This window comes from Oceanisphaera sp. IT1-181 (genome assembly GCF_033807535.1).
Taxonomy (GTDB): Bacteria; Pseudomonadota; Gammaproteobacteria; order Enterobacterales; family Aeromonadaceae; genus Oceanimonas.
In genome coordinates this window covers 476621-493035 of record NZ_CP136856.1, presented here as the reverse complement: position 1 = coordinate 493035, position 16415 = coordinate 476621, and the positions used below count along the sequence as shown (strand labels likewise).

Here is a 16415-nt window from a genome sequence, read left to right as displayed (position 1 = left end):
AAACTGATTAGAGTCCGGACTTGAGGCTGGCCTCAATAAACTTGTCTAGACCACCGTCGAGTACGGCCTGAGTATTACTGGTTTCAACGCCAGTGCGTAAATCTTTAATGCGCGAGTCGTCCAATACATAAGAGCGGATCTGACTGCCCCAGCCGATGTCGGACTTGCTGTCTTCCATCGCCTGCTTTTCTACATTTTTTTTCTGCAGCTCATATTCATAAAGCTTGGCTTTTAGCTGCTTCATCGCCTGATCGCGGTTTTTATGCTGGGAGCGGTCGTTCTGGCACTGCACTACGATACCAGTAGGCTCGTGGGTTAAACGTACGGCGGAATCGGTACGGTTAACGTGCTGACCACCAGCACCCGAGGCGCGATAGGTGTCGACGCGGATCTCAGAAGGATTAATTTCGATATGAATATCGTCGTCAATTTCTGGATACACAAACGCTGAACAGAATGAGGTGTGGCGGCGACCGCCGGAGTCAAACGGCGATTTGCGCACTAAACGGTGCACACCCGACTCGGTACGTAACCAGCCAAAGGCATATTCACCGCTAAACTTCACGGTTGCGGATTTAACGCCAGCCACATCACCGTCAGAGAGTTCGATAATTTCGGTTTTAAAGCCGCGAGATTCGCCCCAACGCAAATACATGCGCAGTACCATGTCGCACCAATCTTGGGCTTCGGTACCGCCAGAGCCAGACTGTAAGTCCAGATAGCAGTCTGCAGAGTCGTGCTCACCGGAGAACATGCGGTGAAATTCCAGATCGATAAGCTTTTTATCCAGCACTTCTACGTCGGCTTTCGCTTCTTCGAAGGTTTCTTCGTCGTCTTCTTCTTGCGCCAGTTCAACCAGCTCAGCGATATCGACGATGCCGCGATCTAACTCATCTAAGGTTTCGACCACGGTTTCCAGTGCGGATCTTTCTTTACCCAGTGCTTGGGCACGCTCGGGCTGATTCCATACATCCGGCTGCTCTAGCTCGGCGTTTACCTCTTCTAGACGCTCTTTCTTAGCGTCATAGTCAAAGGTACCCCCTAAGAAGCTCTGCCCGCTCGGACAGCTCCTTAAGTTTATTATTCACAGGGTTAACTTCTAACATGGGTCTAATAACTCTCTATTAACTGAGTAAGTGTACTGAGCGTATGCGGCGCTGTGCCAACATCAGGCGTCAATTCTACCGAAAGCTGACCACAAACGCAGTAGTCATTGCCGACATTTCACCACACCCTCGAGATTAAAATTCAGTTAAAGTTTTATTTCTAGCGGTCGATAGCAACATACCCCCCTCGCTGCCAGATATACAAAATGAATAACCTTAAATTAAAGCATAAGATTCTACTCAGCTTCATCGTGGCCATTACCATTACCGTTGCCGCACTGAGTACCATCAGTTTTCATAATCTAAAAACTCGACTCTACGAAGACAGCGAAACCCTAGTCGCCAGCTTAAGCGAGCGCGAAGGCGAAAAGATAAGACGCTGGTTTGATATACGCCAACGCATGTTGGCCGCGGCTGGCCAGCAATTCGATCAGGCGCCTATGCCCGCTATGTTACAGGCACAAGTGGCTGGTCGCTTTCTCGCAAGCTACTTTGGTAGCAAAGACGGTGTGATGCACGACACCGACTCTTCTGTTTATGACAACGATTACGACCCACGCAATCGCCCTTGGTATCAAGAAGCCGTACAAAAAAACGACGCCATTATTACTGCCCCGTATGAAGATGCCACAGGCTTAGGTACCGTAGTGTCTTTGGCCACTCCGGTTAAAGTTAACGGCCAACTCACCGGCGTAATGGCTGGTGACATAGCCATTAGCAGCTTGATTGCAGATGTTAACGCCATTAAATTACCGGCCAAAGGCTATGCCATGATGCTGAGTAGCAATGGCAGCGTTATCGCCTATCACGATGAAGCGATGATCTTACAGTCCGCCACGCGCATCGACGACAACTTTACTGTGCGTAATCTCGCCACTTGGGTGCAAAACGAACAACTGTATAATGTGCAATTAAAAGACGAATCTAAGCTGGTCTATAGCCAAGCCGTACCCGGCACCGACTGGCAATTACTGATGGTGCTTGACCAAGCAGCACTGGAAGCTCCTCTAACGCCCATGTTATTGCAACAGCTGGGCATCGCTGCCTTAGTGGTGATTGCCGCGGCGGTACTGATCAGCTTATTAGTACAGTGGTTGCTGGCCCCCTTATTGCGCGTGTCTCAAGAGTTAGAGCAAATTGCCAGCGGTCGAGGGGATTTAACCCGCCGTATCGACATTCAAAGCCAAGATGAAGTGGGCATGCTCGCCACCAACTTTAACCGTTTTGTGGCCAGCCAAGCGGAGCTGATTGGGCAAATTCGTAGCCAAGCCGAGTATTTGGGCAGCAACGCAGAGCAAGCCTCGGTGCGCGCTAATCAAACCGTCACCGAGCTGGGCCGCCAGCAAGAAGAAGTGACCATGGTGGCCACCGCCGTCACCGAAATGGCCTCGGCCACTCAAGAAATTGCCAATAACGCCGAGCAAACCGCCACCGCCGCCCAGCAATCGAGCAACAGCACCGCGCACGGTAAACAGCAGGTGAATAAAACCCGCGACTCCATTCAATCGCTGTCACGAGAAATGATACAGGCAGCGGAGGTGATTCAGCGCTTGGACTTGCATGCCAGAGATATCTCCAGTGTATTGTCGACCATTCAAGGCATTGCCGATCAAACCAACTTGTTGGCACTCAACGCCGCCATAGAAGCGGCGCGCGCCGGCGAGCAAGGCCGTGGCTTTGCGGTAGTGGCAGACGAAGTGCGGGTGTTATCACAACGCACCCATGCCTCTACCGAAGAGATCCAAGAAACCATCACTAACTTACAAAAGGCCACCAAAGAAGCGGTAAAATTGATGGAGACCAGCCGTAATTTAGCCGAGCTAAGCGTGGAAGATGCAGAAGCCGCCGCCGCAGCTCTGACCGAGATCACCACCGCCGTGAGCTTAATTTCCGACATGGCCAGCCAAATTGCCACCGCCGCCGAAGAGCAAAGCCAAGTGACTGGCGAGATCACGCAAAATACCACCGCCATCAAGGATGTAGCCGACGAGCTGGCCAACGATGCCGAGCAGTCACTCGCCCAGTCGAAAGATCTGCACAAACAGGCCGGTGAGTTAAACGGTTTGGTCAGCGCTTTTATTCTGTAACGGGTCAATAAAAAACAGCCATCTCGACTCTCGTCGGGATGGCTGTTTTTGTTTGGCTTGCTTCAATTGTGATCCAAATGGGCTCCTATTGTACTAGGTATTTGGCGTGCAGACGCCTCGATAGTTAAACAATATTAAAATTCAGTTAAAGCTTTCCTGGTTGCGGTCGATATCACGGCATCCCGCCTGTTGTCGTTGTTTAAGATCAAAAATGAACAAACTAAAATTAAAGCATAAGATTCTATTGAGTTTCATCGTTGCCATTACCATCACGGTTGCGGCACTAAGCGCGATTAGCTTTCATAATCTGAAAGCTCGACTTTATGCGGACAGTGAAACCTTGGTCGCCAGCTTGGGTGTTCTCGAAGCCGAGAAAGTCACTAGCTGGTTTGAGATACGCCAGAGCATGCTGACTGCCGCAGCGCAACAGCTTGAGCTGGCACTGCTACCCGCTCTACAACAAACTAAAGAAGCCGGCCACTTTCAGCTTAGCTATTTTGGTAGTAAAGGCGGCGTCATGTACGACAGCGATCCCAGTATCGATCGTACCGGTTACGATCCCCGTAGCCGCCCTTGGTACAAGCAAGCAATGGCAGAAAATAAGGCAATTATTACCGCGCCTTATGAAGATGCCACCGGTCTAGGAACCGTCGTCACCTTGGCAGAGCCCGTGCGTCCCTATGGTCAAGTCAGTGGCGTGATTGCGGGCGACATCGGTATCAGCCAGCTGATTAAAGATGTGAATGCCATTAAGTTGCCAGCCAAAGGCTATGCCATGATGCTGAGTAACGATGGCACCATCATCGCCTATAAAGATGAGTCGATGATTTTGCAATCTGCCACTCGCATTGATGACAATATTACGGTGGCCAATCAAAATAACTGGCTGCAAAGCGGGCACTTACATAAGGTGCTGTTCAAAGACGAGCATAAATTGGTCTATAGCCAAGCCGTGTCGGGTACCGACTGGCAGCTGCTAATGGTGCTTGACCAAGCGGCACTGGAAGCACCGTTAACGCCCATGTTATTGCAACAGCTCGGCATCGCTGCCTTAGTGGTGATTGCGGCGGCGGTACTGATCAGCTTATTAGTACAGTGGTTACTGGCGCCTTTATTGCGCGTTTCCCAAGCGTTAGAACAAATTGCCAGTGGTAGAGGGGATTTAACCCGCCGTATCGACATTCAAAGCCAAGATGAAGTGGGCATGCTCGCCACCAACTTTAACCGTTTTGTAGCCAGCCAAGCGGAGCTGATTGGACAAATTCGTAGCCAAGCCGAATATTTGGGCAGCAATGCGGAGCAAGCCTCGGTGCGCGCCAATCAAACCGTCACCGAGCTGGGCCGCCAGCAAGAAGAAGTGACCATGGTGGCCACCGCCGTCACCGAAATGGCCTCGGCCACTCAAGAAATTGCCAATAACGCCGAGCAAACCGCCACCGCCGCCCAGCAATCGAGCAACAGCACCGCGCACGGTAAACAGCAGGTGAATAAAACCCGCGACTCCATTCAATCGCTGTCACGAGAAATGATACAGGCAGCGGAGGTGATTCAGCGCTTGGACTTGCATGCCAGAGATATCTCCAGTGTATTGTCGACCATTCAAGGCATTGCCGATCAAACCAACTTGTTGGCACTCAACGCCGCCATAGAAGCGGCGCGCGCCGGCGAGCAAGGCCGCGGCTTTGCGGTAGTGGCAGACGAAGTGCGGGTGTTGTCACAACGCACCCATGCCTCTACCGAGGAGATCCAAGAAACCATCACTAACTTACAAAAGGCCACCAAAGAAGCGGTAAAATTGATGGAGACCAGCCGTAATTTAGCCGAGCTAAGCGTGGAAGATGCAGAAGCCGCTGCCGACGCCCTCACCGAAATCACCACCGCCGTGAGTCTGATTTCCGACATGGCCAGCCAAATTGCCACCGCCGCCGAAGAGCAAAGCCAAGTAACGGGTGAAATCACGCAAAATACCACAGCCATTAAAGACGTGGCCGATGAGTTAGCCGAAGAAGCCAGTCAATCATTGGCGCAATCAAAAGACTTGCATGAACAAGCAGGAAAATTGAACGGCTTAGTGAGCGCTTTTATTCTGAAGTAAGCGCAAAGCACAAGGCGCTAATTACACCGCCGAACCATAAAAAATAGGGAGCAATTTGCTCCCTATTTCGATCTTAGTACTCGGTATCTTATTTTTAGGCACTCAGACTCTAAAGCGAGATCCTGACGTTCGTCAGGATGACGGCTTAAACACAAACTCAGCACTTTGCCGTCGTACCGGGCTTGCCCCGGTATCTCGTTCTTAGGCATTAAGATTCTAAAGCGAGATCCTGACGTGCGTCAGGATGACGGCATAGACTAAGATCTTGATGGGCATCAGGATGACGGCATAGATACAAACTCAGCACTTTGCCGTCGTACCGGACTTGCCCCGGTATCTCGTTCGTAGGTATTAAGGCTCTAAACCGAGAGCATGACGTGCGTCAGGATGACGGCTTAAACACAAACTCAGCACTTTGCCGGCTATGTTCGCTTTAGTTGTTGAAAACGCGGCTGAACCGCACATTGCCATATAAAATCAATAGGTTGAGCATCAGCTTTCCTAGTATGCTCAAACCACCTGAACCAACCAAGGTAACGATGAAGGTACTTGGTGGCGACACCATGAAAACGCATTATCCATTGCTTTAGTCGACTGTGATAAGCATTCACACCCTGGATATGGAATATCTCTTCACGTACCCGCTGACCGACACTGCTGTTAACCGGCTTGTGAAGCAAGTGATGTTTGGCTGCCAACGCCTCGTAGTTAAGATGGCCATCGCTACAGAGCACAGCGCCAGACCGTAATCGCGGCAGCAGGCAGCGTTCCAGCTTTCTGAGCGTAAAGCGTTTCATTACAAAGTCGGCTTCGTTGTGGTTGCGGTCGCGCAGTACCATCACTTTGACCCACTTAATGTTTTTCTTATCGCTACCACGGCGGCGAGGTTTTCTCTTACTGAGATCCCGCTTGCCTTTGAAGGATTCACGTATAAACGTTTCATCGGCTTCGACGATACCGCCCAGCTCAGAAGACTTAGTATAATCAACCAGTTGCAGAAAGCGGTGTCGCCACCTGAATGATGTACCTAAGTTTATCTGACACTTTTTGGCGGCTTTGCGAAGTGTTGTGGATTCCATCATCTGCTCCGCATATTCCAACCACCGCTCAGCCATTCGAAGCCCAGCAAGTGGCGTGCCGGTCAGAGAGGTAAATGTCTTCTTGCAAGCCCGGCAGCGGTAACGCTGTCTACCATTCATGCTTCCCCACTTATAGGGAGCATCATCGCGGCAATGAGGGCATGTTGGGTGTGAAGCAGTGAGTTCTTCTAGTCGAGCAATGAGCTCGGGAAACGAGTCTGGTTGCTGAAGCAGTATCAGCAGTTCATGCCGCTGCCGAGGCTGGAGTTCAGTCAGTTGGCGTTTAAGTTTGGCGAAACCTGTACTTTTCATCTTTTTGCCTCCCACGAGGTGACTGATTCAAGTATAGCTTTCAACGATTAACTCAAACATAGCCACTTTGCCGTCGTACCGGGCTTGCCCCGGTATCTCGTTCTTAGGCATTAAGATTCTAAAGCGAGATCCTGACGTGCGTCAGGATGACGGCATAGACTAAGATCTTGATGGGCATCAGGATGACAGCATAGACACAAACTCAGCACTTTGCCGTCGTACCGGGCTTGCCCCGGTATCCCGTTCTTAGGTATTAAGGCTCTAATGCGAGATCCTGACGTGCGTCAGGATGACGGCTTAAACACAAACTCAGCACTTTGCCGTCGTACCGGGCTTGCCCCGGTATCTCGTTCTTAGGTATTAAAGCTTTAAAGCAAGATCCTGACGTCCGTCAGGATGACGGCATTGAGCAAGATACTAATTGGCTTCAGGATGACAGCAAAACAACCCAAACGCTGTTTTCTCCTCACTCCTCACGATCGGCTACAGCGGCGCGATTTTATCGACCATGAGCTGCAGCGATTGTTTACCCTGCCATTCGTTAATGTCCAACTTATAAACCAACTGCACCACATTGATGGCGGCGTTGGGCCACACCTTGAGATCCACATTAAAGGCGATGGCATCGATTAAGGTGCGGCCTTCGTCTGGGCTAAGCACTAGCTTTAAGTGTTTCTCACCCACCAAGCGTTGCTTGATAATTCTAAAGTCACCATCAAATAACGGCTCGGGAAATGACTGGCCCCAAGGGCCGGCGAGTCGTAGTTGCTCGGCGAGCGGTAAGTTAAGTTCTGAGATTTCAAGCTGCCCGTCCGTTAATATTTCTCCGGCTAATAATTCTGGGCTCACCCAATCGGCGACGATGCTCTCAAATGCCGCCTTAAACGGCGCTAAAGCCGACTTGCGCAGTGACAAACCCGCCGCCATGGCATGGCCGCCAAACTTATCAATTACACCTGGATGTTGACGGTCGACTTCTTCTAATAAATCCCGTAAATGCACGCCAGGAATAGAGCGGCCCGAGCCTTTTAGCTCATCGTCACCGGCCTCAGCAAAGGCGATCACCGGTCTGTGATAACGCTCTTTAATGCGGGATGCCACTAAGCCCACCACGCCCTGATGCCAATCATCTTGGTGCAACACTAAGCCGTTTGGCAGCTCGCCTTCGCTGATGTGAATTTTGGTGAGGCTGGCCAACGCTTCATGCTGCATGCTGGCCTCTATCGCCTTACGCTCGCGGTTAAGGTCGTCCATCATGGCGGCTAACTTGCGGGCTTCATCTAAGTTTTCACTCAGCAAACAGGCCACGCCCATCGACATATCATCTAACCGCCCTACCGCATTCAGCCGTGGCCCCAAGGCAAAACCTAAATCACTGGCCACTAAGCGCGCTTGATTACGCTGTGAGATATCAAGCAATGCCTGAATACCCGGCCGCACCCGACCCGCGCGCATGCGTTGCAAGCCTTGGTGCACTAATACCCGATTGTTATCATCCAGCGCCACCACATCGGCCACCGTACCCAGCGCCACTAAGTCCAGATATTCACCCATGTTAGGTGCGGTGAGGCCAAGGCGAGTAAACCAACCTTGCTCGGTAAGAGCGGCGCGCAGGGCCAGCAATAAATAAAAGGCCACGCCCACCCCAGCTAAATTCTTAGAGGGGAAATCACAGCCATGCTGATTGGGGTTAACAATGGCCGCGGCATCTGGAACTTCATGGCCGGGCAAGTGGTGGTCGGTGACGATAACTGTCATGCCCAGCGCATTGGCCGCCGCCACGCCGCTAATACTGGAAATGCCGTTATCGACTGTGATCAGCAGCTCGCCGCCCATCATCGCCACTTCATCGACCACTTTCGGGCTTAAGCCATACCCATAATCGAAGCGATTGGGCACCAAATACTGCACTTTTTCTGCGCCCATGGCGCGCAAGCCGTGCACCATCAATGCCGAGCTGGTGGCACCATCACAGTCAAAATCCCCGACTATCACTATGCTGCGCTGCTCGCTCAAGCCTTGCACTAGTGCCTTGACCGCCTCACTCATGCCCTTAAAGGTGGGTTTAAGTAAGGAATTGGCACTCAAATTAAGTTGCTCGGGGCTAACCACGCCACGGCTGGCATAGAGCCGCTGAATAATAGCGGGCAAGTCGCTGGGCAATTGATGGTCTTGGCTTTGGCGGCGGCGAATAGTCAGGCGTGCAGGTGTGGTCATAGGGGCTGGCATAGGGCTGTCACATGAGTACTGGTTATTTAAACAGGGAGTTTACACTAACTGCCAAGCAAAAATTATGCAATGAGGGCAGCGCTCATCTCAGAGCTAAACATGAGCTTTAGAAACTAAAAATTTCTTCGCCACGGAATCCACGGAAGAACACGGAAAAATAGAGATCAAATCTGAAAAACATTTTATTGGTAATAACTTAATTAAAGTAATGCTGCGTTCTTCAGGCCATTAGTTTTTTCTCTTACCAATTCCTGATTACTTATGAACCTCAGCCATTATGCCCAATGTTTGGGTTTATTTTTTCTCACTGCCCGGTTGGCTCCAAGGCCAAGGGTCTAGCACTTGTAGCAGCCAATTTATTCGGCTGGCCAGCTCTGCTGGCTGTTTGTGAGGTTTAAGAATAAAACCAAAACCGTGCCGAAGTCCTCTTCGCCGAAGAGACGGGCACCTACAAGAGAGGAGACGGGCATCTTCCTGTAACTTATTGAATTCATTGATGCTGAATTCACTGAAATATGGCTGAGCTTTGTGGGTAATCAGGTACCAATTAGATCCTTTGGTACTTTCGCTCTTATCTCATCTTAATTTTTCCGTGGATTCAGTGGGTTCCGTGGCAAAAATAGCTCTTGGGTTTGATCTTTATCTTTTAGCTCGGCGCTGCGCTTATCCCCTCGGATGGTGCTCTTGGTGTAGGGCATTGAGTCTGTGGGTGGCGACGTGGGTATAGATTTGGGTGGTGGATAAATCTGAGTGGCCCAAGAGCATTTGTACCACGCGCAAGTCGGCGCCGTGGTTCAGTAGGTGGGTAGCAAAGGCGTGGCGCAGGGTGTGCGGCGACAAGTCATTGTTAATGCCGGCACGCAGGGCGTAAATTTTAATGCGATGCCAGAAGGTTTGGCGGGTCATTTGCCGGGCGCGGCGCGACGGAAATACCACATCAGACGGCTGCTCGCCCAGAAGAAAAGCGCGGGCTTCTTTTAAATAACGCTCCAGCCAGTGCAATGCCTCTTCGCCCATCGGCACTAGGCGTTCTTTATTACCTTTGCCAGTGACGCGCACTAAGCCTTGGCGCAAGCTGATGCTTTCCATAGAAAGACTGACTAACTCAGTAACGCGCAACCCCGTAGCATAGAGCAGCTCCAGCATGGCTTTATCGCGCAGCTCAAGCGGATCTGCGACCTCGGGCGCGTCCAACAGATTTAAGACCTGTTGCTCGCTTAAATCTTTGGGTAAGCGTTTCGGTAATTTAGGGCCGGCAATCAAGATGCTAGGGTCATCCATACGCAGCTGCTCGCGGTGCAGATACTGAAAAAAGCGCCGCAATACACTGAGCATGCGTGCCGTGCTGCTGGCCTTAAATCCTAAGTCCAAACGATGGGCTAAATACTGCTGCAGGGTTAAACCTTCTACGGCGACCAAGCTATCGCCCTCGCCGTCTAACCAGCGAGCAAAGTGCGTTAAGTCACTGCGGTACGACGCCAGCGTATTATCCGCCAGCCCTTTTTCCAACCACAGCGTATCTACAAATTGTTCAATTAATGGATAACTCATTACCACTCCAAACTCTGCTCACAGAAAAGCTTCTGTTATGATAGTTCCATTGTCCGAAATGATAACGGGATCCCATGAATATCGGTTTATTTTACGGTTCAACGACCTGCTATACCGAGATGGCCGCCGAAAAAATTGGCGAGCAACTCGGCGCTGACTTGGTCGATCTGCATAATATCAAGGATGTGCCGTTGGCGCGCGCCCAAGACTACCCGATCCTGATTTTTGGCATTTCCACTTGGGATTTTGGCGAGCTGCAAGAAGACTGGGAGTCACACTGGAACGACATCGATAGCCTCAATCTAGCAGGCCAAGTAGTAGCCTTGTTTGGTATGGGCGATCAGCTCGGCTACGGCGAATGGTTTCAAGACGCACTCGGCTTATTGCACGATAAAGTAGTGGCCTGTGGCGCTACTGTAGTGGGCTATTGGCCGAACCTTGGCTATGAGTTTGAAGCCTCTAAGGCGCTCACCGAAGACGGTGAATATTTTGTGGGCTTATCGCTGGATGAAGCCAACCAGTACGACGACACAGATACGCGCATTGAAACTTGGGTAGCACAGATCTTGGAAGAGATTTCGGCGCTGTAGCTAAAGACGGTGAGGGGTGAAGGGGTAAGGGGTGAGGCGAGAACACCGCGCTGGTAGAGGCCATCTTTAGTCGGCCGGCTTTGCGCAGCGAAACGTCTTTTCGCTCGGCGCAGTAAGAAGGATAGCGCCAAGCGGCCAAAGCCCCACATCCACGTAGAGCATGGATGTGGGGCTTTATTGGTCTTAGCTTGGTGCTTGGTGCTGGGCGCTGGGCGCTGTCTTATTCACGGCCAGCCCAATCACAGTCGCGACCACGGTGGGCAATACCCAGGCCATGCCGATATCAAACATTGGTAGCCAATGAAAAACGCTCATTTCTAGACCCGCCGCTTGCAAGCCATCAACTAAGCCAAAAGCAAAGGCCACCGCTAAGATAAAGCGAAAGGCGAAGATGGGTGCCCGTATTAACGGCCGCACATAGGTCGCCAACACTAAGGCCACCGCCACCGGATAACAGGCCACTAATACCGGTACCGACACCGCAATCAAGGTATCCAGCCCCACATTAGCCACCAACATACAGAGCAGCGCGTTAATCACCACCCAGCTGCGATAGCTGAGTTTACCGGTTAAGCGATAAAAATAGTCGGCACAAGCAGACACAAGCCCTACGGCGGTAGTAATACAGGCCAAGAACACGATGGCGGCTAAAATCCACAAGCCTGGGGGGCCAAACAGCGCTAACACGTAGGCGCTGATGATCTCGGCACCATTGTTAGCTGAGTCCACCACTCCTAAGCTGGTGCCACCCAAAATAAACAGCGACACATACACAAAGCCCAAACCGACGGCGGCAATCAGCGCCGCTATCATCAAGTAGCGTGATTGTGCCCGCTTATCGGTCACGCCTTTTTGGCGCAGTACGTCCAAAATCAGCATGCCAAAAATCAGCGCCGCAAAGGTGTCCATGGTGTTGTAGCCTTCGAGAAAACCTTTCACGAACGGTTGGGCTAAATAGAGATCATCTATCGGCGGCTGTGTGCCCTGCGGGTTGATAAATACCGCTAAAGCCAGCCCTATTAACAGCAATAATAAAATCGGCGTTAATACCTTGCCTACCGCATCCAATAAACGTCCTTGATTCAACGACAACAATAATACCAAGCCAAAAAAGCCGATGGTGTACAGGGTCAAGGTAGTTTGGGTAGGGTTAGCTAAAAAGGGTTTCAAGCCCATTTCATAAGCCACTAAGCCCGTGCGAGGCGTAGCAAAGGCGGGGCCTATGATAATAAAAATGGCCGTGGCCATCACAGTAACGACCATAGGCGGCAAGTACCGAGCCATGGTGGGTAAGCCGCCCCCTGCCAGTGCCGCTGCCACTAGCGTGACTAACGGCAAACCTACGCCGGTCAGCAAAAAGCCGCTCATGGCGCTGGTTAAATGTTCACCGGCTAAAAAACCCGTGAGCGGCGGGAAGATAATATTTCCGGCGCCCAAGAAAAAGGCAAAGGTCATAAAACCTAAACCTAATACATCAAAAGTGGATAACGACTTGTTCACGAACACCTCTTGCGGCAGCTAGCAAAGCGCGAGCTTCATTTGCAGTCAAACGATAATGACGAGACGACTGGCCACCAGAGATTCCTTCCTAGGAACACACATTGGTTATCCACACAATGATATAACTAGAAAGATGACTAGAGTTATAATCTATGTATTACTGGAATATGCTGGTTTCTGCTGGCCGACGCGCAGCCCGTTAGCATAATAGTGTGAGCCTGAGATTCAAGGCGAAATTTACATCTTTAGGTAAAAACTGCGCACTAAAGCAACATACGCGGGATCAAAACCGCCATCAGCAGCATTTATCACTAGCTCACCCGCTGTAAAACCACATTTAACACTAGAGAATAATAAGAGAAAACGCAGCGCCGGTTTACCCACTTTGGTGCAAACGGCGACCTGCTGCGCTAAATGCCAGCCCTGTAGCTCGGCTTCTACTAAGGCGACCGCCAACGCCTGATGCGGTAATACCAGCGCCAGCTGCCCGTGCGGGGCAGATAACCGCCGAGCGTGGGAAAACAAGTCTGCCAAACTGAGGCTGCCGGTGTGGCGCGCATTGGCCCGAGCTTGGCTCTCAAACGACTGGCCTGGCGTAAAATACGGCGGGTTAGACACAATTAAATCAAAGCTTGGTGCTTGATAATCTTGCACCGCGCCTTGTTCGATCATTATTTTTGTTGACCACGGTGAGGCGGCCACGTTGTCGGCGGCTTGGCTTGCCGCCGCCTCATCCAACTCTAAGCCCACAATTTCTATCTCAGCTGTTTTTTCAACTGCAGATAGGCACTTCGTCTTATCAGCTGCGCGCTGCGCCAACATAAGTGCCACTAGGCCAGAGCCTGTGCCTAGGTCTAAAATACGCCGCGAAGAACCCAAGTGAGCCCAAGCGCCAAGCAAGATCCCATCAGTGCCCACCTTCATCCCACAGCGGTCATGATTGATGTGAAACTGCTTAAATGTAAAACCACGGCTACTCATGCTGATCCTGTCAGGTTTTTTTATTCCAATTCCCTTATAATACCGCCTTTTAGTAGGCTGACGAGACCGATCATGAGCAGTATGACCTTCGAGCAACTGGAACTGGACTCCGTCCTGGTCCGCGCACTGGCTGACATGGGCTATGCAAAACCGACCACTATTCAGAGCCAAGTCATCCCCGAAGCCATGAGCGGACGGGACATTATGGCATCTGCCCCGACCGGCACTGGCAAGACGGCGGCATTTCTATTGCCGATTTGCCAACACCTGCTGGACTTTCCACGCCGTAACGCAGGCCCGACTCGCGTGCTGATTTTAACGCCCACCCGCGAGCTGGCTATCCAGATTGGCGAAGACGCGAAAAAAATCGTGAAGCACACCAACTTGCGTGTAGAAGTGATCACTGGCGGCGTGCATGAAAGCCAACATCTGCCGGCACTCACCAAAACTACAGATATCGTAGTGGCGACCCCTGGGCGCTTGCTGCAATACATAGACCGTGAGTCATTTGATAGCCGCGATATCGAGATGCTGATCCTTGATGAAGCGGATCGCATGCTAGACATGGGCTTTATTAAAGACGTTGACCGCATTGCCGCCGAAGCGCGCTGGCGCCGCCAGACCATGCTGTTTTCTGCCACCTTGGAAGGCCGAGGCTTGATGAGCTTTGCCGCCGATCTATTAAAAGATCCAGTGCAACTCGCCGCCGAGCCGCCGCGCAGTGAGCGTAAAAAAATCAATCAGTGGGTGCACTTAGCCGACAATCCTGAGCATAAATTTGCGCTGTTAGTGCATTTGTTGCGCCAGCCTGATGTGACCCGCAGCATTGTTTTTGTAAAAACTCGCGACCGCTTAATGGAGCTGGCCAGCCGCCTGCAGCAAGAAGGCTTACACAATGCGTGGCTGCGCGGTGAAATGGATCAAGACAAGCGGATTGAAGCGCTGGCTCGGTTTCGCATCGGTCGGGTGAATATCTTAGTGGCCACAGACGTGGCCTCCCGCGGCATCGACTTACCGGAAGTCAGCCACGTGATTAACTACGATATGCCACGCACCGCAGATGTGTATGTGCACCGCATTGGCCGCACCGGCCGTGCCGGCCAAAAAGGTACCGCCATTAGCTTGGTTGAAGCACACGATATGCCGCTGCTGGTGAAAGTGGAGAAATACACTGAAGAAGCGCTCAAGCGCCGCATCATTGAAGAGCTCAGACCTAAGCATAAAGAAGCCAAGGTGAACTCGCGCAAGCGAAAAGACACCAAAGGCAAAAAATTAGACGAGCCAGTAAAGAAAGAAAAAGTGCGCCTGCGTGATACTAAGGCCAAGGGCAAGCCAAAGTGGGCCGGTCCTAAACCTGGTGAAGCTGTGATCCCTAAGCCGAAGAAAAAGGCCGCCCCCGTTATCGACTGGGACGACGAGGATGACGACGAGTAAACTCTCGGCTATTTAGCGTTTTATCTAACAAAAACAGCTAACCAAAACAGGCACCCTAGGGTTAACACCATTCAGTTAAGCGTGTTTAGAGCGAATGGGGTACCGAGTTTTTGATATCCGAACGGTCCTACTCTTGGGCCGTTTTCTTTTTTCAGGCAAAATATAGCGCTTCACTCGCTCGCGCATGGCCCTCAGCTTTTTGGGGATCGTGCCGGGGGCGGCGATGGCACACCACATTACTTCATCCTGAATATCTCTTAACGCCATCATAAAACTAATCCGCAGCGGTGAGACGTCTGCCTCGTGAGCAATGCGGCTGATCTCCACCCGCACTAAATTGTAGGCAAGTAAAATCCCCCACAGCTCCTGCGTGACACCTTCAACCGACTGACTGCGCAATAAAATCGTATCCTCCAGCATCCGATGTTTAATTTCCCCATAACTATTTTCGATCTCCCACCGCTCAAAATAGACATCCAGTAACGCTTGGCCTGAGTGCTGCTGTCCATCGACTAACGAGCACAGTACGCCCTTGATATGGTTGCTGCTAACCGGCTCAGGGTAAAGTACCAGCCGCGCTTGCCAGTGCTCCGGCAAGGAAGGATCTAATTTTCTTGCCTGAGGTGACACTTTCATTTCCACCAGATGATCGCACTCTGAAAACGAGTGCAGCACCGTATATTGGGTGTTACTTTTTATGGGTACCATCCAGTGCGCGTGAGGATGCTGGCGTTGCCAGTTAATCAATAATTCTGCACTGAGATAACAACGGTCAAATATCGTTAGGCTGTGATCGGGGACATGCGCAAGCAGTTGCTTAGTATAAGTGACTTCTCCCTGATGACTCGGGCCAAAAGCAACATGATGAACCATGCGACTACGCAGAGAACTAAAGGCACACAGACGAACAACGGGGTATTCAGTATGGGCCGTTTTACTGTGTTTAACGTAACCGAAGTGTTTGGCTAACTCGGGGGTATCCGCAGTGCGAAATTGGGTGCCGTCGACAGAATAAAGTCGAAGTCCATGCCAGGTATCCTTACCGTCTTCTTCTGCAATCCAACGCGCAGCCGTGAGGTTAAACAAGGCGGCTAATGGCTCGCTAGTCAGACGTTGTCTAGCTTGGGGAATGGCACTGGGCGCGACGGACTCTCCCAGCTTATTGGTCAGTTGAAGATCTAACTTGTCTACCACATCACTAATCGAACGGTCACGAAATAATCCCATGGCGATAACCAACCAGACCACCAGCTCGGCGGGGAGCTTTCGCCGCCTGACACTCGCTTTATCCGTTTGCTCTAGCGCGGTATGAATCCAGTCCAGAGGAAGGTGTTTGTGAAAGGTCGATAACGACTCAGGAACGGCAAATGTATCGGTGTCGAGTAACCAGTGAGCAAGCAAAAAAATACCCTCATACCATGTGGTGATGAGGGTATTCTGACGCCGTATAA

The 16415-nt window shown here is 51.3% G+C and carries 11 protein-coding genes; 4 read left to right on the top strand and 7 right to left on the bottom strand.

From position 1 onward, the window contains the following. Nucleotides 1-7: 7 nt before the first annotated feature. A protein-coding gene (gene prfB / locus R0134_RS02245; protein WP_319783284.1) for a peptide chain release factor 2 occupies nucleotides 8-1106 on the bottom strand; the annotation gives its coding sequence in 2 pieces (ribosomal slippage) (nucleotides 8-1030 and nucleotides 1032-1106; 1098 coding nt in all). Nucleotides 1107-1312: 206 nt separating this feature from the next. Between prfB and R0134_RS02240 the strand changes: the two genes are divergently transcribed. Both R0134_RS02240 and R0134_RS02235 read left to right on the top strand, forming a co-directional pair. Continuing rightward, nucleotides 1313-3193: a methyl-accepting chemotaxis protein gene (locus R0134_RS02240; protein ID WP_319783283.1), complete on the top strand. Its 1881-nt coding sequence runs from the start codon at nucleotides 1313-1315 to the stop codon at nucleotides 3191-3193. Between the two features lie 211 nt (nucleotides 3194-3404). Then, nucleotides 3405-5288, top strand: coding sequence for a methyl-accepting chemotaxis protein (locus R0134_RS02235; RefSeq protein ID WP_319783282.1), 1884 nt, complete (start codon nucleotides 3405-3407; stop codon nucleotides 5286-5288). 422 nt (nucleotides 5289-5710) lie between these two features. Here R0134_RS02235 and R0134_RS02230 read toward each other — a convergent pair whose 3' ends face one another. The 3 genes from R0134_RS02230 to xerD form a co-directional block, all read right to left on the bottom strand. Further along, the gene (locus R0134_RS02230; RefSeq protein ID WP_319781742.1) at nucleotides 5711-6679 is read right to left on the bottom strand and encodes an IS1595 family transposase; all 969 of its coding nucleotides are present in this window, start codon (nucleotides 6677-6679) and stop codon (nucleotides 5711-5713) included. A gap of 483 nt (nucleotides 6680-7162) precedes the next feature. Continuing rightward, complete coding sequence (gene recJ, locus R0134_RS02225; RefSeq protein WP_319783281.1) at nucleotides 7163-8908, bottom strand: single-stranded-DNA-specific exonuclease RecJ; 1746 nt, start codon at nucleotides 8906-8908, stop codon at nucleotides 7163-7165. A 663-nt stretch (nucleotides 8909-9571) separates the two neighbouring features. Further along, the gene (gene xerD, locus R0134_RS02220) at nucleotides 9572-10459 is read right to left on the bottom strand and encodes a site-specific tyrosine recombinase XerD (protein ID WP_319783280.1); all 888 of its coding nucleotides are present in this window, start codon (nucleotides 10457-10459) and stop codon (nucleotides 9572-9574) included. Between the two features lie 74 nt (nucleotides 10460-10533). Here xerD and fldB point away from each other — a divergent pair, with 74 nt between their 5' ends. Continuing rightward, complete coding sequence (gene fldB / locus R0134_RS02215; protein ID WP_319783279.1) at nucleotides 10534-11049, top strand: flavodoxin FldB; 516 nt, start codon at nucleotides 10534-10536, stop codon at nucleotides 11047-11049. A 183-nt stretch (nucleotides 11050-11232) separates the two neighbouring features. Here the strand turns inward: fldB and brnQ are convergent, their stop codons facing one another. Together brnQ and R0134_RS02205 are read right to left on the bottom strand one after the other, a co-directional pair. Next, a complete protein-coding gene (gene brnQ / locus R0134_RS02210) occupies nucleotides 11233-12549 on the bottom strand; it encodes a branched-chain amino acid transport system II carrier protein (RefSeq protein ID WP_319783278.1) in 1317 nt (438 codons plus the stop codon). Between the two features lie 237 nt (nucleotides 12550-12786). Further along, nucleotides 12787-13530 (bottom strand): tRNA1(Val) (adenine(37)-N6)-methyltransferase, encoded by a 744-nt coding sequence (locus R0134_RS02205; RefSeq protein ID WP_319783277.1) that lies wholly within the window; start codon nucleotides 13528-13530, stop codon nucleotides 12787-12789. Nucleotides 13531-13602: 72 nt separating this feature from the next. Here R0134_RS02205 and srmB point away from each other — a divergent pair, with 72 nt between their 5' ends. After that, nucleotides 13603-14964, top strand: a complete 1362-nt coding sequence (gene srmB / locus R0134_RS02200) for an ATP-dependent RNA helicase SrmB (protein ID WP_319783276.1) — start codon at nucleotides 13603-13605, stop codon at nucleotides 14962-14964. Between the two features lie 75 nt (nucleotides 14965-15039). Here the strand turns inward: srmB and R0134_RS02195 are convergent, their stop codons facing one another. Further along, nucleotides 15040-16365: an IS4 family transposase gene (locus R0134_RS02195; RefSeq protein WP_319782802.1), complete on the bottom strand. Its 1326-nt coding sequence runs from the start codon at nucleotides 16363-16365 to the stop codon at nucleotides 15040-15042. Nucleotides 16366-16415: the final 50 nt, after the last annotated feature.